At 71.7% G+C, this 19,716-nt stretch carries 12 protein-coding genes, 2 tRNA genes and 1 pseudogene; 3 read left to right on the forward strand and 12 right to left on the reverse strand.

Going from position 1 to position 19,716, the window contains the following annotated elements:
• The first annotated feature begins 112 nt into the window (after positions 1-112).
• The 3 genes from CCE01nite_RS06130 (at position 113) to CCE01nite_RS06140 (ending at position 5,390) form a co-directional block, all read left to right on the forward strand.
• A complete protein-coding gene (locus tag CCE01nite_RS06130) occupies positions 113-1,036 on the forward strand; it encodes a hypothetical protein (RefSeq protein WP_174774681.1) in 924 nt (307 codons plus the stop codon).
• Positions 1,037-1,425: 389 nt separating this feature from the next.
• Complete coding sequence (locus CCE01nite_RS06135; RefSeq protein ID WP_034626467.1) at positions 1,426-4,383, forward strand: glycoside hydrolase family 9 protein; 2,958 nt, start codon at positions 1,426-1,428, stop codon at positions 4,381-4,383.
• Positions 4,384-4,613: 230 nt separating this feature from the next.
• Complete coding sequence (locus CCE01nite_RS06140) at positions 4,614-5,390, forward strand: hypothetical protein (RefSeq protein WP_034626470.1); 777 nt, start codon at positions 4,614-4,616, stop codon at positions 5,388-5,390.
• A gap of 154 nt (positions 5,391-5,544) precedes the next feature.
• Here the strand turns inward: CCE01nite_RS06140 and CCE01nite_RS06145 are convergent, their stop codons facing one another.
• From CCE01nite_RS06145 to dnaA, 12 genes and pseudogenes are all read right to left on the reverse strand, one after another.
• Positions 5,545-6,396, reverse strand: coding sequence for a neutral zinc metallopeptidase (locus tag CCE01nite_RS06145; RefSeq protein ID WP_052103652.1), 852 nt, complete (start codon positions 6,394-6,396; stop codon positions 5,545-5,547).
• A 233-nt stretch (positions 6,397-6,629) separates the two neighbouring features.
• Positions 6,630-6,702: transfer RNA gene (locus tag CCE01nite_RS06150), tRNA-Ala, on the reverse strand.
• 44 nt (positions 6,703-6,746) lie between these two features.
• Positions 6,747-6,866 (reverse strand): DLW-39 family protein, encoded by a 120-nt coding sequence (locus tag CCE01nite_RS21760; protein WP_211254522.1) that lies wholly within the window; start codon positions 6,864-6,866, stop codon positions 6,747-6,749.
• Positions 6,867-6,887: 21 nt separating this feature from the next.
• A tRNA-Ile gene (locus CCE01nite_RS06155) sits at positions 6,888-6,961 on the reverse strand.
• 78 nt (positions 6,962-7,039) lie between these two features.
• Positions 7,040-7,870, reverse strand: coding sequence for a DUF3566 domain-containing protein (locus CCE01nite_RS06160; protein ID WP_034626473.1), 831 nt, complete (start codon positions 7,868-7,870; stop codon positions 7,040-7,042).
• The gene (gene gyrA, locus CCE01nite_RS06165) at positions 7,867-10,479 is read right to left on the reverse strand and encodes a DNA gyrase subunit A (protein ID WP_034626475.1); all 2,613 of its coding nucleotides are present in this window, start codon (positions 10,477-10,479) and stop codon (positions 7,867-7,869) included. Before gyrA ends, CCE01nite_RS06160 begins: the two co-directional genes overlap by 4 nt.
• Before the next feature lie 87 nt (positions 10,480-10,566).
• Complete coding sequence (gene gyrB, locus CCE01nite_RS06170; protein WP_034626478.1) at positions 10,567-12,639, reverse strand: DNA topoisomerase (ATP-hydrolyzing) subunit B; 2,073 nt, start codon at positions 12,637-12,639, stop codon at positions 10,567-10,569.
• Between the two features lie 196 nt (positions 12,640-12,835).
• Entirely contained in the window at positions 12,836-13,666 is an 831-nt protein-coding gene (locus tag CCE01nite_RS22495; RefSeq protein WP_307722721.1) for a DciA family protein, read from the reverse strand.
• Positions 13,656-14,981: a DNA replication/repair protein RecF gene (gene recF, locus CCE01nite_RS06180; protein ID WP_034626481.1), complete on the reverse strand. Its 1,326-nt coding sequence runs from the start codon at positions 14,979-14,981 to the stop codon at positions 13,656-13,658. The genes CCE01nite_RS22495 and recF overlap by 11 nt, the downstream gene beginning before the upstream one ends.
• 9 nt (positions 14,982-14,990) lie before the next feature.
• Positions 14,991-15,929, reverse strand: a pseudogene (gnd, locus tag CCE01nite_RS06185) (phosphogluconate dehydrogenase (NAD(+)-dependent, decarboxylating)); the annotation flags it as partial.
• Positions 15,930-16,057: 128 nt separating this feature from the next.
• Positions 16,058-17,188, reverse strand: a complete 1,131-nt coding sequence (dnaN, locus tag CCE01nite_RS06190) for a DNA polymerase III subunit beta (protein WP_034626487.1) — start codon at positions 17,186-17,188, stop codon at positions 16,058-16,060.
• 844 nt (positions 17,189-18,032) lie between these two features.
• Positions 18,033-19,490 (reverse strand): chromosomal replication initiator protein DnaA, encoded by a 1,458-nt coding sequence (gene dnaA, locus CCE01nite_RS06195; RefSeq protein WP_034626490.1) that lies wholly within the window; start codon positions 19,488-19,490, stop codon positions 18,033-18,035.
• Positions 19,491-19,716: the final 226 nt, after the last annotated feature.

Genomic DNA, 19,716 nt, shown 5'->3' on the forward strand with positions numbered 1-19,716 from the left:
CAGGACGACGACGCCGCGGCGCCCGTTCGTGCCCGGGACCTGCGTGTCGACCGGTCTGGTGGCAGAGTGTGGGGCAAACGCAGCCGACCAGCCGCAGAACCGGGGAGTGGACATGACCTTCGCCATCCGACGCCCGAATCTCGACTCCGTAGACACGGAGAAGCTCAAGCTCCAGGCCGCAGAGAGGGCCGCCGTGCTCGCCGCCGCCGCGAAGGTCCAGGCCGCGGAAGCAGCCGGCCAGGCCGCCGGCGTCGCCGCCCACGCGAAGGAGTGGGGGACGCCCAAGGCCGAGGCCGCGCTCGAGTGGCTCGTGCCGCGCGTCGAGCACCTGTACCGGGAGAGCCTCAAGGCCGCCGTCCCGCGCGTCGAGCGTGCCGCCGGGGCCGCGTCGCCCGCGATCGACTCGGCGCACGACAAGCTCGTCGACGAGCTCATCCCGAGCGTCGTCGCGGCCGTGAACGCCGCGGCCGTCAAGGCCGGCGCGATCGCCGACAAGGCCGCCGTCGCCACCGCACCGCAGAAGTCGCATCGCGGCGCCAAGGTGTTCTGGATCCTCGCGGGCGTCGCCGGCGCGGGTGCGGCGTTCGCCGCGTGGACGCGCTCGCGCGCGCAGACCGACCCGTGGGCCGAGCCCTGGGAGCCGACGTCGGCGGACACGTCGAGCAACGGCCTGCGCACCCGGGCGCACGACGCACGTGAGGACCTCTCGGACCGCGTGGGCGGCGCCGCGGAGGCCGTGGGCGAGGCGGCGGGCGTGACCGTCGCGAAGAGCCGCGAGGCGGCGCAGCGTGCGGCCGAGAAGGTCACCGAGGCGCGCGAGGACCTGACCGAGAAGGTCAGCGAGGCCACCAAGAAGGCGACCACGCGCCGCTCGGCGTCGAAGAAGCCCGACTCGCCGTTCGCAACGGACGAGGAGCTGCCTGACACGACGGCCGTCGCGCCGATCGTGCCGGTGGGCGAGGCCCCCGACCCGGTGGTCGAGACGGCACCCGAGCGCACGAGCGACGAGGACCGGACGGACCGCGGGACCCTCTGACCCCGCACCGCCCGACGCACGATCCCGGCGGCATCGGGACGGCCACGCCGGCCGTCCCAGGCTGACCGGTCCACGACCCGGCCCTGCAGCACCGCGGGCCGGGTCGTGGCATGTCCGCGCACGTCCCGCGTCGTCCCGGGCGTGTCCGGGGCCCTCGCCGCTACGCTCGGGCGGCCGCACCGCGACGCCGACGCAGGTGAGCGTTCGGCTAATCGATTAGGCGGTTGACGCCGTCGTCGCCGTCTCCGGACGATGCCCGAGGCGGACCGCCCGCGAAGAGCTCCGGGTGGCGTTCACGCGCGGGCGTGGAGAGAGGGCGGCGCGGATCCCGCCGGACCGGGCACGACGACGTGCCCACCCGTTTCTCCAGTGCCGAAGAAAGGGATCCCATGTCTCGCCTCGCCCCGGCGCACGACGCCCCGGCCCCAGCGCCACGCGGCCGGCGTCGCCGCGCCGTGGTCGCCGGCTCCGCCACCGTCGCGCTCGCCGCAGGTGCGCTCGTCGCACCGATGCTCACCTCGACGGCGGCCGCCGCCCCCGACTTCAACTACGCCGAGGCGCTGCAGAAGTCGATGTTCTTCTACGAGGCGCAGCGCTCGGGCGACCTGCCCGCGAGCAACCGCGTCTCCTGGCGCGGCGACTCCGGGCTCGCGGACGGCTCCGACGTGGGCAAGGACCTCACCGGCGGCTGGTACGACGCGGGCGACCACGTGAAGTTCGGGCTGCCGATGGCGTTCACGTCGACGATGCTCGCGTGGGGTGCCCTCGAGAGCCCTGCCGGGTACACCAAGGCGGGGCAGCTCGACGAGATCAAGGACAACCTGCGCTGGGTCAACGACTACTTCGTCAAGGCCCACACCGCGCCCAACGAGCTCTACGTCCAGGTCGGCAACGGCACGGACGACCACAAGTGGTGGGGCCCCGCCGAGGTCATGACCATGCCGCGGCCGGCCTACAAGATCACCGCGGCCTGCCCGGGGTCCGACGCCGCGGGGGAGACCGCCGCGTCCCTCGCCGCCGCGTCGATCGTGTTCAAGACCGACGACCCGACGTACTCCGCGAAGCTCCTCACGCACGCCAAGCAGCTGTACTCGTTCGCCGACACGTACCGCGGCAAGTACTCCGACTGCGTCACCGACGCCGCGTCGTACTACAAGTCGTGGTCCGGGTACCAGGACGAGCTCGTGTGGGGCGCGTACTGGCTCTACAAGGCCACCGGTGACGCGAGCTACCTCGCCAAGGCCGAGAAGGAGTACGACGGGCTCGGCGTCGAGAACCAGACGACGACGCGCAGCTACAAGTGGACCGTCGCGTGGGACGACAAGTCCTACGCCGCGTACGCGCTGCTCGCGATGGAGACCGGCAAGCAGAAGTACGTCGACGACGCGAACCGCTGGCTCGACTACTGGACCGTCGGCGTCAACGGCGCCAAGGTCAACTACTCGCCGGGCGGGCAGGCCGTGCTCGACACCTGGGGCTCGCTCCGGTACGCCGCGAACACGTCGTTCGTCGCGCTCGTCTACTCCGACTGGATCACCGACGCGACCCGCAAGGCGCGGTACCACGACTTCGGCGTCCGGCAGATCAACTACGCGCTCGGCGACAACCCGCGCAAGTCCAGCTACGTCGTCGGCTTCGGCGCGAACCCGCCGCAGAACCCGCACCACCGCACCGCGCACGGCTCGTGGCTCGACTCGCTGACCAACCCGGTCAAGACGCGCCACACGCTGTACGGCGCGCTCGTCGGCGGCCCCGGCACCGCGAACGACGCCTACACCGACGACCGCGGGGACTACGTCGCCAACGAGGTCGCGACCGACTACAACGCCGGCTTCACCAGCGCGCTCGCGCGGCTCGTCGAGGAGTACGGCGGCACGCCGCTCGCGAGCTTCCCGACGGCCGAGGCGCCCGACGGCGACCAGTTCTTCGTCGAGGCCAAGCTCAACCAGCCGCAGACCGGCACGTTCACCGAGGTCAAGGCCATCATCCGCAACCAGTCCGCCTTCCCGGCGCGCAGCCTGACGAGCGCGAAGCTGCGCTACTGGTTCACGCTCGACCCTGACGAGCAGGCGTCGAACATCAAGGTCACGACGAACTACACGGAGTGCGGGACGAACCCGCCGTCCGTCGTCGCCGCGGGCGGCTCGCTGTACTACGCCGAGATCGACTGCACCGGGCGCAACATCTACCCCGGCGGCCAGTCGCAGCACCGCGCCGAGATCCAGTTCCGGGTCGCGGGCGGCACGACGTGGAACGCGGCCAACGACCCGTCGTTCGCCGGCCTCGCCTCAGGCACGGCCGACCCGGTCAAGACGAAGGCCATCACGCTGTACGAGGGCGGCACGCTGATCTGGGGCACCGAGCCCGGCGACGTCGTCGGGCCCGACCCCGACACCACGGCGCCGTCGGTCCCCGGCACGCCCGTCGCGTCGTCGGTCACCGGCACGTCCGCGACGCTCTCGTGGACCCCGTCCACGGACACGGGCGGCAGCGGGCTCGCCGGCTACGAGGTGTACCGGGTGCAGGGGACGACGGCCACGCGCGTCGCGACCACCACCACGCCCAGCTACGCGCTCACCGGCCTGACCCCCGACACCGCGTACACCTACGCGGTCGCCGCGAAGGACACCGCGGGCAACGTCTCGGCGCGCAGCACCGCCGTGACGTTCCGGACGACGGGCGTCATCGTCGACCCGGGCCCCGACACGACAGCCCCGACCGTGCCGACCGCGGTCACCGCGGCCGGCGTGACCGCCACCGGCGCCACCCTGTCCTGGACCGCCTCGAGCGACCCGACCAACGGTCAGGACCACGTCAGCGGCGTCGCCGGCTACGACATCGGCCGGGTCTCCGGGACGGCGACGACCGTCGTGGGGTCCTCCACCGGACCGACGCACGCCCTGACCGGCCTCACGGCGTCGACGGCGTACCAGTACGCCGTGCGGGCCAAGGACGGCGCGGGCAACGTCTCGGCGTGGAGCGCGCCGGTGTCGTTCACGACCACGAACGGCACCACCACGCCGCCGCCGTCGTCGTGCAGCGTGAAGTACACCGCGAACACGTGGGGCTCCGGCTTCACCGGTGCGGTGCGCCTCACCAACACGGGAACCTCGGCGCTCAGCTCGTGGACGCTCGCGTTCGCGATGCCCGCCGGGCAGACCGTCACGCAGGGCTGGAGCGCGACCTGGTCGCAGACCGGCACCGCCGTCACCGCCAAGAACGCCGCCTGGAACGGCCCGCTCGCCGCCGGTTCCTCGATCGAGGTCGGCTTCAACGGCACGCTCACCGGCACGCACGTCGCCCCGACCGCCTTCACGGTCAACGGCGCGGCCTGCACCGTCGGCTAGACCTGGCGTCCGCGCCAGGATCACGCCGGCGCGGGCGGCAGCACACAGCGGAGGGCCGCTCCCGGGACTCACCCCCGGGAGCGGCCCTCCGTGGTGTGAGCATCCGTCACGGGAGGCGGTCGGGACAAGCGCAGGCGCCGGGTCCCGCACGCGCACGCCGGCGAGCGCACCCCGCAAGGAGCGAGAGGACGTCCCTCGCGCCGCCTCCGATCTGTGGTTGCCTTCACCTCATGGGGTTCTCGATCACCAGCGTCGTCGCGCAGTGGGGCAGGCCGCTGACGGGGCTCGCGGTGAACCGCGCGCTGGACAGTGCTGAGCCGGACGAGAGCATGAGCTGGTCCCGCCCGGACGGGTGGCAGTGCTACACCCCGCAGGGGTTCTACGGAGCAGGCATCGTCCCGCCGGTGCGGCAGATCGCGGACGAGGTCGGCGGGCCGGTGCTGGGTCTGGGCGTCGAGTCGAGCGCCCACTGGCGCGTGGCCTTCATGCTCGACGGCGAGCTGCACGGCGTCGCGGCCGGCGGGTCCGAGGACGGCGAGCCCGAGGAGTTCGAGGCCGACAACGTCTTTCGCTGGGGCGAGGACTGGCGGATGGGAGCGGCTCAGGCACTGGCGGCATGGGTGGCGCCCTTCGCCGCGGTCGACCCAGCAGCGTTGCGCGCCGTCCTAACGGTCCGGCACCTGTTCGCGCAGGACACGATGCGAGATCTCCTGCGGGTGCTGACACTCGTTCCCCGGCGCAACGATCCCTACTGGGACGCGATACACGAGTCCGAGATCCCCGGGGCGCTGTACGCGGTGGACGCCTCCGACCTGGCGCTGCCGGACCTCGTGCGGCCCCGCGACCGCCGGCCCGCCGGTGACGTGGCGCTCGTGTTCACGCGGACCGGGGTGGGGATCTGGGACCGTCGGAAGTCGGACTGGCTGCGTGAGCCGGTCCACCCGTACGACGACGGTCTCGCGGAGCTGCCGGTCGTGCTGGAGCCCTACGGCTGGCGACGAGCCTGAGCCATCCCGGTCCAGAGTGATGACTGTCACCGCAGTCCAGCATCGGACGCGGCGGCCACGCCCGGCCCGACGGGCACGCGGGACGCCGCTCGGATCGGAGGCCAGGATCAGCACGGGCGGTCCCGGTGTCAGCCGACCTGCACCTGGGCGGTGACTACTGCTGGGCCTCGACGACCCAGTCCTCCGCCGGAGCGGGGTAGCACGTGCCGGCGCCACCCTCGTAGCCGTCAGCGAAGGCCCGGGTGCGCTCGAAGCCCGAGCCGTGCGCCCGGGGGTCGGTGAACGGGGTGCCGGGGACGTCACGGACGGAGAAGACCGCCAGCGTCGCCTCGTCGAGGTCGCCGGCCTCCAGCAGGCCCTGCTCCTGCACGTCCCTCGCCCATGCGCCGGCGAAGCAGTCCGCCTGGAGCTCCCGGAGGACCCCCAGCTGCTCCTGCTCGGGAAGGCGGAACTGCATGGCGTGACCGTACTCGTGGGCGAGGACGAACGCCGCGGCGAAGTCACCGGAGGAGACGTAGTACGGAATCATCAGACCCGACTCGTCCCAGGCGATGAAGTCCCCGGCTGGGCAGTAGAACGCGTTCTGGGCCGGGGCCGCCTCGTCGCCGCACCGGGGCCCGGCCTCCTGCTCGGGGCGGTAGTACACGAACCGGGTGGGACGGGTGTACTCGGCCTGGAAGGTGGCGGGGAGCTCACGAGCCCAGAACTCGTCCAACGAGGCGATGACCCCCTCGAGGGTCGCCTGGTAGTCCTCGTACACGAAGGCGGTGTTGGTGTCGGTCCGGATCGCCCCCGTCTCCGCCGGCGGGTCCTCACCGAAGTCGCCGGTCTCCGCGGAGTTCTCGGCCTGCGCCTCCTCGACGGCGGCCTGGATCTCGTCGAGGATCTCCTGCGCTCGGGCACGGTTCGTGCCGTCCCCGACGGTGGTGTCGAATCCGCACCCCGTGAGGGCGAGGGCAACGGCGACGACCACCACGACCGGCCGCAGACGGGAGAGGGTAGGCACAGGAACCTCCAGGGGCGGGTGTGCGCAAGCGGGAAGGGCTGCCCCGAAGACGCGGGAGTCTCACCGGGAGTCTGCCCCAGGGAGTGCTGCGACGCCCCCCGAGGGGGACGCGGGGGGTATCCGCGCGATACCTGCGCGTCGAGGAGAGCGTTCATGCCTGCCGCTGCGAAGGGAAGCCCACGTGACGCAGCACAGGCCCTCTCCGACGGGCGGAAAGGGCCTGCGACCAGCGGTGGAGCCAAGGGGACTCGAACCCCTAACCCCCTGCTTGCAAAGCAGGTGCGCTACCAATTGCGCCATGGCCCCTGGGTGGAACCACCGGACCGGGGTCCGGCTGCCGCGGGGGAGGACTACTCGAAGGTGTCCGTGACCTCGGCCCACAGGTCCCGCTCGTCGCGGTCCTGCGTGTACCGCTGCCAGGCGTAGAACCCGGCGGCGGCGACGGCCGCGAGGAGAAGCACCTTCTTCATGGATCCCCCACGGGTCGGGAGTGGGCCTAACAGGACTTGAACCTGTGACCTCTTCCTTATCAGGGAAGCGCTCTAACCGTCTGAGCTATAGGCCCGTGCGCGCACCGTCACGAGGACGGGGTGCGCCGGATGAGACTACCGCAGCGCGGCACCCGGCCCAAACCGGGTTCCGCTCACTCGTCCGTCAGCGTGAGGTGCACCCCGCCGACCAGCGCGGCCGTGAGGTTGTAGAGGAACGCGCCGATCGTCGAGAGCGCGGTGATGAGGAAGACGTCGATGACCGCGACGAGCGTGGCGGCCGAGACGATCCGCTGGAACTCGACGTACTCGAGGATGTTCACCGGGCTCTCAGCGCCGAGGACCTCGCGCACGAGCGAGTCGGCCTTGGCGAAGACCTGCATGCCGTCGAGCGTGAGCCACACGACGGCCGCGGCGACGACGATCATGATGCCGATCGCGACCGAGAGCAGGAACGCGAGCTTCATGACCGACCACGGGTCGACCCGCGAGAGCGCGAGGCGCACCCGGCGCGGTGCTCCGGGGACGGCCTTCATGCTGCCGGTCGCGGGGCGGGGCAGCTGGCCGTTGACCGTCCGCTGGGCGCCCGTCGCCGTGGCACTCATGGTCCGCTCCTCGGCGCGCGGGTGGGCGGCCGACGCGAGCGCGGCCTGGGTCTTCGCAGCGGCCTTCTTGAGGGACGACGCGACGGAGCCGACCGCGACCTGCAGCGGCGACGGCTCCTCGGGGTCGGCGGGCGGGGGAGGCGTCGCCGACGTCCGGGCCGACGAGGCCGCCGGACGCTCCTCGGCGCGCGGTGCCGGCGTGTCGACGGGCTCACGCTCCGGCGCGTCCGCGTACGCCGCACCGGGCGCGGGCGGCGCCTCGGTGTCGACGGCCGACGACCCGGCCGGCCTCAGCGGGGGCGTGGACGACGACGGGCGGGTCGCCGGTGCCGTCGGCCGCTTGCGCGGCGGGATCGACGGAGGGGCGGACTCGCTGCTCATGCATCCTCCTGCGCGGATGTCTCCGCGGCGGTCGGTGCGTCCGACCCGCCCTGCGTAGTGGCGTCAGGGTCCGCCGCGACGGCGTCCCCCGACTCGTTCTCGTCGTCCACGGTACCCGCATCGTCAGCCAGGTGACGCTCGATGTTGCGGGCGACCGCGATGATCCTGTCGTTCGCGTCCGGCTTGGCGAAGATCACACCCTGCGTCGCGCGGCCGGTGGCGTTGACCTCCGACGTCGCGGAGCGCACGATCTTGCCGCGCTCCATGATGACGAGGACCTCGTCCTCGGGGTCCGTCACGAGGGCGCCGACCAGGTCGCCGTTCGCCTCCGGGAGGTTCGCGACCTTGATCCCGAGACCGCCGCGGCCCTGGACCCGGTAGTTCTCCGTCGTGAGCGCGGTGCGCTTCGCGATGCCGCCCTCGGTGACCGTGAACAGGAACGCGTCGTCGGTCACGACGTCCATCGCGAGCAGCTCGTCGTCGGAGCGGAACTTCATCCCCGTGACGCCCGAGGTCGCGCGGCCCATCGGGCGCATCGCGTCGTCGGTCGCCGTGAAGCGGATCGACTGGCCCTTGCGCGAGACGAGGATGAGGTCGTCGGTCGAGTCGACGATGCGCGCCGACACGAGCTCGTCGGGGTTGCCCTCGTCGTCCTCGCGCAGGTTGATCGCGATGACGCCGCCCGAGCGGTTCGAGTCGTACTCCGACAGGCGCGTCTTCTTGACCAGGCCGCGCTTGGTCGCGAGGACCAGGTACTCGGCCTGCTCGTAGTCGCGGATGTCGAGCACCTGGGCGATCTTCTCGCCGGGCTGGAACGCGAGCAGGTTCGCGACGTGCTGGCCCTTCGCGTCGCGGCCGCCCTCGGGCAGCTCGTACGCCTTCGCCCGGTACACGCGGCCCAGGTTCGTGAAGAACAGCAGCCAGTGGTGCGTCGTCGTGACGAAGAAGTGGTCGACGATGTCGTCCTCGCGGAGCTGCGCACCGCGCACTCCCTTGCCGCCGCGGCGCTGCGCCCGGTAGTTGTCGCTGCGCGTGCGCTTCGCGTAGCCGCCGCGGGTGATCGTGACGACCATCTCCTCCTCGGCGATGAGGTCCTCGATCGAGACCTCGCCGTCGAACGGGAGGATCTTCGTGCGGCGGTCGTCGCCGCTCTTCGCGACGATCTCGGCGAGCTCCTCCTTCACGATCATCCGCTGGCGGACGTCCGAGGCGAGGATGTCGTTGAGCTCGGCGATGACGGCCTCGAGGCGCGCGTGCTCGTCGAGGATGTTCTGGCGCTCCAGGGCGGCGAGCCGGCGCAGCTGCATCGCGAGGATCGCGTTCGCCTGGACCTCGTCGATCTCGAGCATGTCCATCAGGCCCGTGCGCGCCTCGTCGGCGTCGGGGGAGCGGCGGATGAGCGCGATGACCTCGTCGAGCGCGTCGAGCGCCTTCAGCAGGCCGCGGTAGATGTGGATGCGCTCCTCGGCCTGGCGCAGGCGGTACTTCGTGCGCCGGACGATGACCTCGAGCTGGTGGGACGTCCAGTGCCGGACGAACGCGTCGATGCTCAGCGTGCGCGGGACCCCGTCGACCAGCGCGAGCATGTTCGCGCCGAACGTGTCCTGCAGCTGCGTGTGCTTGTAGAGGTTGTTGAGCACGACCTTGGCGACCGCGTCGCGCTTGAGCACGATCACGAGGCGCTGGCCCGTGCGGCCCGACGTCTCGTCGCGGATGTCGGCGATGCCGGTGATCCGGCCGTCCTTGACCAGGTCCGCGATCTTCAGGGCCAGGTTGTCGGGGTTCACCTGATACGGCAGCTCGGTGACGACGAGGCAGATCCGGTTCTGGATCTCCTCGACCTGCACGACCGCGCGCATCGTGATCGAGCCGCGCCCCGTGCGGTACGCCTCCTCGATGCCGCGGCGGCCGAGGATCGTCGCGCCCGTCGGGAAGTCCGGGCCCTTGATCCGCTCGAGCAGCGCGTCGAGCAGCTCCTCGTTCGACGCGTCCGGGTGGTCCAGGTGCCACTGCACGCCGTCGGCGACCTCGCGCAGGTTGTGCGACGGGATGTTCGTCGCCATGCCGACCGCGATGCCCGCCGAGCCGTTGACCAGCAGGTTCGGGAAGCGCGAGGGCAGGACCGACGGCTCCTGGGTGCGGCCGTCGTAGTTGTCCTGGAAGTCGACGGTGTCCTCGTCGATGTCGCGGACCATCTCCATCGACAGCGGCGCCATCTTGCACTCGGTGTACCGCGGCGCGGCGGCCGGGTCGTTGCCGGGCGAGCCGAAGTTCCCCTGGCCCCACACGAGCGGGTACCGCATCGACCAGTCCTGCACGAGGCGGACCAGCGCGTCGTAGATCGACGTGTCGCCGTGCGGGTGGAACTTGCCCATGACGTCGCCGACGACGCGGCTGCACTTCGAGAACTGCCGGTCGGGGCGGTAGCCGCCGTCGTACATCGCGTACAGGACGCGGCGGTGCACCGGCTTGAGGCCGTCGCGCACGTCGGGGAGCGCGCGTCCGACGATCACGGACATCGCGTAGTCCAGGTAGGACCGCTGCATCTCGAGCTGCAGGTCGACCTGGTCGATGTTCCCGTGCTCGGCGCCGGCGAAGTTGTCAGTCAACGGTTCGGTCCTCTTGTTCAGGCTCGGTGCTGCTCAGGTGCTGCTCAGTCCAGGGCGTGCGGGGTGGGCGCTCGTGCGGGGCGCCGCTCAGATGTCGAGGAACCGCACGTCCCTCGCGTTGCGCTGGATGAAGGAGCGCCGGGCCTCGACGTCCTCACCCATGAGCACCGAGAAGATCTCGTCGGCGGCTGCGGCCTCGTCGAGGTTGACCTGCAGGAGCGTGCGGTGCTCGGGCGACATCGTGGTCTCCCACAGCTCCGAGTAGTCCATCTCGCCCAGACCCTTGTAGCGCTGGATCGCGTTGTCCTTCGGGATCCGCTTGCCCGAGGCCTGGCCGTCCTTGAGGTACTGGTCGCGCTCACGGTCCGAGTACACGTAGTCGTGCGGCGCGTTCGACCACTTGATCCGGTACAGCGGCGGCTGCGCGAGGAACACGTGCCCCTGCTTGATCAGGTCCGGCATGTAGCGGAAGAGCAGCGTCAGCAGCAGCGTGCAGATGTGCTGGCCGTCGACGTCGGCGTCGGCCATGAGCACGATCTTGTGGTACCGGAGCTTCGCGAGGTCGAAGTCCTCGCCGATGCCGGTCCCGAACGCTGTGATGAGCGCCTGGACCTCCTGGTTCGCGAGCGCCTTGTCCAGGCGGGCCCGCTCGACGTTGAGGATCTTGCCGCGGATCGGGAGGATCGCCTGCGTGCGCGGGTTGCGGCCACGGACCGCCGAGCCGCCGGCCGAGTCGCCCTCGACGATGAAGACCTCGCACTCGGCGGGGTTGTTCGACTGGCAGTCGCGCAGCTTGCCGGGCATCCCGCCCGACTCCAGCAACCCCTTGCGCCGGGTCGCCTCGCGCGCCTTGCGGGCCGCCATGCGCGCCGTGGCGGCCTGGATCGACTTGCGGATGACGTCACGGGCCTCGGTCGGGTGCGAGTCGAGCCAGTCGCCGAGCCGCTCGTTGACGACGCGCTGCACGAACGCCTTGGCCTCGGTGTTGCCGAGCTTGGCCTTCGTCTGGCCCTCGAACTGCGGCTCGCCGAGCTTGATGGAGATGACGGCCGTGAGGCCCTCGCGGATGTCCTCGCCCGTGAGGTTCTCGTCCTTCTCCTTGAGGATCCCCTTCTCCTTCGCGTAGCGGTTGATGAGCGAGGTCATCGCCGCCCGGAAGCCCTCCTCGTGCGTGCCGCCGTCGGTCGTCGTGATCGTGTTCGCGTACGTGTGCACCGACTCGGAGTAGGCGTTGGTCCACTGCATCGCGATCTCGAGCGACAGGCGGCGCTCGGTGTCCTCGGACTCGAAGTCGATGATCTCCGGGTGCACGACCTCGACCTTCTTCGCCGAGTTCAGGTGCTTGACGTAGTCGACGAGGCCGTCGTCGTACTTGTACGTGACGGTGCGGCCCGCGGACGTCTCCTTGGCGGCGTCCGGCGCCTCCTCGGTGTCCGGGGCGTCGGTGATCTCGTCGGCCGTGCCGGTGTGCGCGGGGCGCTCGTCGGTCAGGGAGATCTGCAGGCCCTTGTTGAGGAACGCCATCTGCTGGAACCGTGCGCGCAGCGTCTCGAAGTCGTACTCGACCGTCTCGAAGATCGCCGGGTCCGCCCAGAAGGTCTGCGACGTGCCCGTCTCGTCGGTCGCCTCCTTCTGGCGGAGCTCGCCGTTGGGCTTGCCGCCGTCGTGGAACGACTGCTCCCACACGAACCCGTCGCGCTTGACGACCGTCTCCACGCGCGTGGACAGCGCGTTGACGACCGAGATGCCGACGCCGTGCAGGCCGCCCGAGACCGCGTAGCCCGCGCCGCCGAACTTGCCGCCCGCGTGCAGGATCGTCATGACGACCTCGACCGTCGGCCGGCCCTCGGTCGGGTGGATCGCGACGGGGATGCCGCGGCCGTTGTCGACGACGCGCACGCCGCCGTCCGCGAGGAGCGTGACCTCGATGTGGTCGCAGTAGCCGGCGAGCGCCTCGTCGACCGAGTTGTCGACGACCTCGGACACCAGGTGGTGCAGGCCGCGCGCGCCCGTCGAGCCGATGTACATGCCCGGGCGCTTGCGGACGGCCTCGAGACCCTCGAGGACGGTGATGGCGCTCGCGTCGTAACCGCCGTTGGACGATGCGGGGGTGGTGCCGTCGGGTGTGCTGGTTCCGGCGGTGCTGCTCTGCTCGGCCACGGGCGGTGGTGCTCCTCAAGGTCTCGCACGCGCGCGGAGGTGCCGCTGACGCCCCGGAGGGCGGATCGAGGGCGGATCACTCCACGACGCTGGAGTTCCGGGCGCAGACGCGCCAGGAATGACCTCCACAGTCTACCTGGCGGACGAGCCTGGACCCCCGGTCTGAGCGGACCTCACCCCGGGGTGTCGCGGGCGCTCATCCCCAGGTGTCGCGTGGGCCGCGTCCGGGGACCGACCGGGGTCCGCGCCCGAACCCCGGACCCGACGGCCCGACGACCCGGACCTCGCGCACGACGCCCTCCCCGACGTCGTCCGCGAGCCGGAGCAGGAGCCGCGGGACGAGCAGGCGGACCTGCGTCGCCCACGCCGTCGAGTCGGTGCGGACCGTCAGGACGCCGTCCTGGAACGTCTCCGGCTCGCAGTGGTCGGCGATCTGGTCGCCCACGACCTCGCGCCACCGGCCGATGACCCCGCCGACCGACACGTCCTGCACCCAGCCGCGGTCGCGCAGCAGCCGCGCGAGCGTGTCGCCGACCGTCTGCGGGTCCCGTGCGTCCTTGCCGGCCGAGCCCCGCGGCGGGTCCAGCGGACGGCGACGAGGCTCCTGACCTGGGCGGAAGCCGCGCGCCCGGGCCGCGGCCTTCGCGCGGTTGAGCGCCTCGCGGGCGACGAGCGCCGGAGGAGTGAGCTGGACGAGCTCGCCGATCGGGACGCCGTCGGGCGCCTTCGGGGGAGCCGGCTCGGGGAGCACGTCGTCCGCCTCGAACGGCTTCTCGACCCAGGGGGTGCCGTCCTCGTCGGTCTGCCGAGGTGCCGCAGGGTCGGACGGCTGGGGCGGGTCCTCGTCTGCCGGCGGTCGGGGGGTGGGGGAGCGACGACGACGACGCACCGGCTCGTCGCCCGCCGAGAACAGGTCGTCGCCGCGCCCCGCGGGGAGCCCGGGGACGGGCCCGGTCCACAGCGGGTCCGGCCCCTGCGGTCCGGGGCCGCCGTCCGTGCCTCCCGTGCGCGGGCCCTCAGAGGACACGCGAGACCTCACCGGCCATGACGTCGACGCGCGCGCCCGCGAGCTGTTCGGGGACGTCGCCGGCGACCGCGGCCGTGATGATCACCTGACGGGCCGGGGCCACGAGGTCCGCGAGCCGGTTCCGGCGCTTCGTGTCGAGCTCGGCGAACACGTCGTCGAGCAGGAGCACGGGCTCGCCGTCGTCGCCCCAGCCAGTTGTCCACAGGTTGTCCACACCCGTGGACGACGGGGTCTCGTCCGGTCCCTGGGTCAGGAGCGTGTAGGACGCGAGGCGCAGCGCGAGCGCGAACGACCAGGACTCGCCGTGGCTCGCGTACCCCTTCGCCGGCAGGCCGCCGAGCGTGAGCACGAGGTCGTCGCGGTGCGGGCCGACGAGGCACACGCCACGCTCGATCTCCTTGGGGCGCAGGCGGCCCATGGCCTCGAGGAGCTGGGCCTCGACGAGCTCGGGGGTGGGGACGGGCGTGCTCGAGGCCATTGAGGCGTCCGCGCCGGGGGAGCCCGCGCCGGGGGAGCCGGCGGCCTGCGGACCGGTGCTGCGGCTGCCGCGCGCGTCGCGGCCGTCGGACTCCTCGAGCGCCGCGTCGAGCGTCGAGCGGTACGTCACGACCGCCGCCCCTTGACCCGAGCTGACCTGCTCGTACGCGCGCGCGACGTGCGGACCCATCGCCGCGACGATCGCGAGCCGCGCGACGATGACCTGCGCGCCCGCCTGCGCGAGCTTCGCGTCCCACACGTCGAGCGTCCGCAGGTCCGCGCTCCCGCGCGAGCCGCGCACCGCCTGCGCCGCCGACTTCAGCAGCGCGCTGCGCTGGCGCAGGACGCGGTCGTAGTCGGCCAGCACGCCCGCGAGCCGCGGGGTCACGAGGACCGCGAGCTCGTCGAGGAACCGGCGGCGGCCGTCAGGGTCGCCCTTGACGAGCGCGAGGTCCTCGGGCGCGAACAGCACGGTCCGCAGCAGCCCGAGCACGTCCCGCGCCCGCCCCGGCGCACCACCGTTGACCCGCGCCCGGTTGGCCTTGCCCGGCGTGACCTCGATCTCGACGAGGCTCGTGCGCTCCGACGCCCCCGTCGCGGCGTCGGCCTCCCGGACGATGCGGGTGCGCACCACGGCCCGCGAGGCACCGGCACGCACGAGCGCCGCGTCGGACGGCACGCGATGGCTTCCGAGCGTCGCGACGTAGCCGATCGCCTCGACCAGGTTCGTCTTGCCCTGGCCGTTCGGTCCGACGAGCGCCGTGATGCCCGGCTCGAGCGGGAGCTCGACGTGCGGGTAGGAGCGGAAGTCGGTCAGCGAGAGGTGCGCGACATACATCGGGTGGGGCTAGCCGGCCGAGGTGACGCCGCCCGGGGTCTCCGGGGCGACGTGCTGGCCCGCCGCGCGCACGGCGTGCCCACCGAACTGCTGACGCAGCGCGGCGACGGCCTTCATCGCGGGAGAGGCACCCTGACGCGACGCGAACCGCGCGAATAGCGCCGCGGAGATCACCGGGAGCGGGACGGCGGCGTCGATCGCCTCGTCGACCGTCCAGCGGCCCTCGCCCGAGTCCTCGACCCAGTCGTCGATCCCGGCGAGCTCGGTGTCCTCCTCGAGCGCCTTGACCAGCAGGTCCAGCAGCCAGGACCGCACGACGGTCCCGCGCGTCCACGCCTTGAGCGTGCCGGGGACGTCCGTGACGATGTCCTTGGCCTCGAGCAGCTCGTAGCCCTCGGCGTACGCCTGCATGAGGCCGTACTCGATGCCGTTGTGCACCATCTTCGCGTAGTGCCCGGCACCGACCGCGCCGGCGTGCACGAAGCCCTCCTCGCGCGGCCCCTCGGGGCGCAGCACGTCGAACACCGGGAGCAGGCGCTTCACCTGCGCCTCGTCGCCGCCGACCATGAGCCCGTAGCCGTTCTCGCGGCCCCAGACGCCACCGGAGACACCGACGTCGACGTAGTTGACGCCCTTCTCCGCGAGGGCGGCGGCGTGCACCGCGTCCTCGGCGTAGTGGGAGTTGCCGCCCTCGATCACCAGGTCGCCCGCGCCGAGCAGCCCGCCCAGCTCGTCGATGACCGCCCGCGTCGGTCCGCCCGAGGGGACCATGACCCACACGATGCGCTCGCCCTGCGGCATCGCCGCGACGAGGTCCGCGAGCGACGCGACGTCCGAGACGTCGGGGTTGCGGTCGTACCCCGTGACCTCGATGCCGCCCGCGCGCAGGCGCTCGCGCATGTTGGCACCCATCTTGCCCAGCCCGACCAGTCCGATGTGCATGGGGTCAGCCTCTCGTTCGTCGTGCGGGTCCGCGACCGGGCGGAGGTGCCGCCGTCGTGCGTCCGGGACGCGGCCGCGTCAGGGGCGGGACGACGGCGCGGGACGGCCGTGGACCCGCCGGGGTGCGGGGGACGTCAGCTCGCGAACCGGATCGGCACGAGCAGGTAGCGGTACTCCTGCAGGTCGTCGCCGTCGAGCGACTCCTGCCCCGTGAACTCGACCGGCTTGTTCGGGTGCGTGAACGACATCCGCACGAACGGCGTCGTGAGCGCGCCCAGGCCGTCGAGCAGGAACTGCGGGTTGAACGCGACCGAGATGTCGTCGCCGACGAGCGTCGCCTCGAGCGCCTCGGACGCCTGCGCGTCGTCGCCCTGGCCGGCGTCGAGCACGACCTGGCCCTCGGTGAACGACAGCCGGATCGGGGTGTTGCGCTCCGCGACGAGCGCGACGCGCTTGGCGGCGTCCGCGAGGGTCTGCGTGAGCACGACGGCGTGGATGGGGGTCTCGTCCGGGAACAGGCGCCGGACCGCGGGGTAGTCGCCGTCGACGAGGAGCGACGTCGTGTGGCGGCCGCCGGCCTCGAAGCCGATGAGGTCGACGCCCTGGCCGGTCGCGAGCGCGACGTTGACCGAGCTCGACGAGCCGAGCGACTTCGCGGCGTCGGAGAGCGTGCGGGCCCGCACGAGCGCGACCGTCGAGATGTCCGGCGACGCCGGCGTCCAGGTGAGCTCGCGGAGCGCGAGGCGGTAGCGGTCGGTCGCGAGGAGCGTGATCTTCTCGCCCTCGATCTCCATCCGGACGCCCGTCAGCAGCGGGAGCGTGTCGTCGCGGCTCGCGGCGATCGTCACCTGCGCGACCGCGTGGGTCAGGGCGTCGCCCTCGACCGTACCCGTGACGGCGGGCATCGCGGGCAGCGCGGGGTAGTCCTCGACGGGCATCGTCAGGAGCGTGAACCGGCTCGCGCCGCACGTCACGGTGACCTTGGTGCCCTCGAGCACGACGTCGACGGGCTTGGCCGGCAGCGCGCGGGATATCTCCGCGAGCAGGCGGCCCGAGACCAGGACCGTGCCGGGCTCGCTCACGTCGGCCGCGATCTCCGAGCGGGCCGAGACCTCGTAGTCGAAGCTCGAGAGCTGGAGCGTGCCCGAGGCGTCGGCCTCGATGCGCACGCCCGCGAGCACCGGGACCGGGGGGCGGGTCGGCAGGCTGCGAGCCGTCCACGTGACTGCTTCGGCGAGAACGTCACGGTCGACGCGGAACTTCATGCCCCACCCTCTCGGTCCTGGGTCGCCGGACGCCGGTGACCCGCCGGCCCACGGCGGTCGAGCCGCAGGCGCTGCGAACCCGCGCTCGTGAGGAGCAGCGCCGCGGGACGACATGCGAGGGGACGCCTTGGCTGCGGTGCGGGAGCACGGGTTGCTCGGAAGACTACGCGAGTGGCGATGTGGCCGGTACCGGACTGTGGACGCCGTCACGGGTCAGTCCTCGGCCGTCGTCCTGCGCTCCTCGGCGGGTGGTGCCCGTCCCGGCCGGTCCTGCTCGGCGCCCTCGGTCGGTCGATCGGCTCGAGAGGTCTTCGAAGGTGTGTGGATTTCTCCGCTGAAGATGAGTCGTCATCGTCATAGCGTCTGTGCACTTTGTGGATGAGAGCCGTTTCCGCAGGTCAGTGTGGTTGTGGAGGTGTGCACGGAGTGTGGGTCGGACCCGTGGACAGCGGGCTGCCGCGGTGGACGGGAAACTTCGTCACGGCGTCGTCCACGGGAACAGGGTGTGTCGTCCACATGCGCTGTGCGTGTCGTCCACCGTCATCCACAGGTGTGTGCACAGGTGTGAACATTCGTCCCATGCCTCGTTCGTGGTCGCGCCGACGGCGTCCCCAGGTCTGTGGATGGGGTGTGGATGCGGGCCTCGGGTGTTCGGAAGACGCGCGTGATCAGGCCGGACGGGGGACGTGCCGGGGGTGTGGACAACGCGCGGTGCGGGACGGGACGCGGCGGTGCGGAGGGTCGGGGGCGGGCCGACGTGGAGGCACGGGGCAGGGCCGGCGTGGAGACAGCACGAAGGGCCGGGGACAGGTGTCCTCCGGCCCTCCACGACGTCCTCGGCGGGTCAGCCGCGGTTCTGCTGCTTGATCCGGTTCGTCAGCTCGGTGACCTGGTTGTAGATCGAGCGACGCTCCGCCATGAGCTCGCGGATCTTGCGGTTCGCGTGCATCACCGTCGTGTGGTCGCGGCCGCCGAACGCCTGGCCGATCTTGGGCAGCGACAGGTCCGTGAGCTCGCGGCACAGGTACATCGCGATCTGCCGGGCCGTCACCAGCACGCGTGAGCGCGACGAGCCGCACAGGTCGTCGATGCTCAGGCCGAAGTACGCGGCCGTCTGCCCGATGACCTGCGTCGCGGTGATCTCCGCGGTGTTGTCGTCCGTGATCAGGTCCTTCAGGACGATCTCCGCGAGCGACAGGTCGACCTGCTGCCGGTTGAGGTTCGCGAACGCCGTGACCCGGATCAGCGCACCCTCGAGCTCACGGATGTTCGTCGAGATCTTCGAGGCGATGTACTCGAGCACGTCGTCGGGCGCCTGGAGCTTCTCGCTGCCGGCCTTCTTGCGCAGGATCGCGATGCGGGTCTCGAGGTCCGGCGGCTGGACGTCGGTGATGAGGCCCCACTCGAACCGCGACCGCATGCGGTCCTCGAAGCCGTTGAGCTGCTTGGGCGGCAGGTCGGACGTGATCACGACCTGCTTGTTCGCGTTGTGCAGCGTGTTGAACGTGTGGAAGAACTCCTCCATCGTCTGTTCCTTGCCCTGCAGGAACTGGATGTCGTCGATGAGGAGCACGTCGACCTCGCGGTAGCGGCGCTGGAACGCACCGGCCTTGTCGTCGCGGATCGAGTTGATGAAGTCGTTGGTGAACTCCTCGGAGTTCACGTAGCGCACGCGCACGCTCGGGTAGAGGTTCTGCGCGTAGTGGCCGATCGCGTGCAGCAGGTGCGTCTTGCCCAGCCCCGAGTCGCCGTAGATGAACAACGGGTTGTAGGCCTTCGCGGGGGCCTCGGCGACGGCGACCGCGGCCGCGTGCGCGAACCTGTTCGACGAGCCGATGACGAACGTCTCGAACAGGTACTTGGGGTTCAGGCGCGCCGGCTCCGTCGGGGGGACCGGGCGGCGCGACGACGGGCGGAACGGCTCGCGGGCCGGCTCGTCGTCCTCGTCGTGGTGGTCCGAGCCCCGCACCGGGCTGTGCTCGGTGACCACCGGGGGGAGCGGGCGCAGCTGCGGGCCGTCACCGTCGATCGGGGCCAGGTCGGCGTCGACCGTGATCGCGAAGCGCGCCTCGCGGCCGAGCGCCGACGACAGGGCGCTCACGACCTCGGTCCGGACCCGGGTCTCGAGGTACTCCTTGGTCAGGTCGTTGCCGACCGCCAGGAGCATCGTCCCGTCGAGGAGGCCCAGCGGCTTCGCGAGCTTCACGAAGGCGAGCTGCCGCGGCGTGATGTCGGGGCTCTGCTCGAGCTCCACGACGGCGTCGGTCCAGACACGGGTCAGCTGCTCGTCCTGTGGTGACACGTCCTACCCTCGCTGCCCGTTGTCGTGGCCGTGAGTCTCGCACGGTCACCCGATGATCCACACCTTTGTCCACAGCCTGTGTGCGGTGCGCCGAATGGCCCCGCGGCGGGGGCGGAGGCGGCGGCGGTGGCACGGGGTCCTGCGCCTGCCGACGGGTGGACGAACGGCTCGGCCGAGCTCGCGAGCGACCGCGGACCGTCGTGACGACGCACGATACTAGCCGCCG

It is taken from the genome of Cellulomonas cellasea (assembly GCF_006538745.1).
GTDB lineage: Bacteria > Actinomycetota > Actinomycetes > Actinomycetales > Cellulomonadaceae > Cellulomonas_A > Cellulomonas_A cellasea.

What these genes read in the sequence shown, in the direction of transcription:
- CCE01nite_RS06130 (WP_174774681.1), top strand. Translation starts at nt 113, where the DNA reads ATGACCTTCGCCATCCGACGCCCGAATCTCGACTCCGTAGACACGGAG.
- CCE01nite_RS06135 (WP_034626467.1), top strand. Translation starts at nt 1,426, where the DNA reads ATGTCTCGCCTCGCCCCGGCGCACGACGCCCCGGCCCCAGCGCCACGC.
- CCE01nite_RS06140 (WP_034626470.1), top strand. Translation starts at nt 4,614, where the DNA reads ATGGGGTTCTCGATCACCAGCGTCGTCGCGCAGTGGGGCAGGCCGCTG.
- CCE01nite_RS21760 (WP_211254522.1), bottom strand. Translation starts at nt 6,866, where the DNA reads ATGAAGAAGGTGCTTCTCCTCGCGGCCGTCGCCGCCGCCGGGTTCTAC.
- CCE01nite_RS06160 (WP_034626473.1), bottom strand. Translation starts at nt 7,870, where the DNA reads ATGAGCAGCGAGTCCGCCCCTCCGTCGATCCCGCCGCGCAAGCGGCCG.
- recF (WP_034626481.1), bottom strand. Translation starts at nt 14,981, where the DNA reads ATGTATGTCGCGCACCTCTCGCTGACCGACTTCCGCTCCTACCCGCAC.
- dnaN (WP_034626487.1), bottom strand. Translation starts at nt 17,188, where the DNA reads ATGAAGTTCCGCGTCGACCGTGACGTTCTCGCCGAAGCAGTCACGTGG.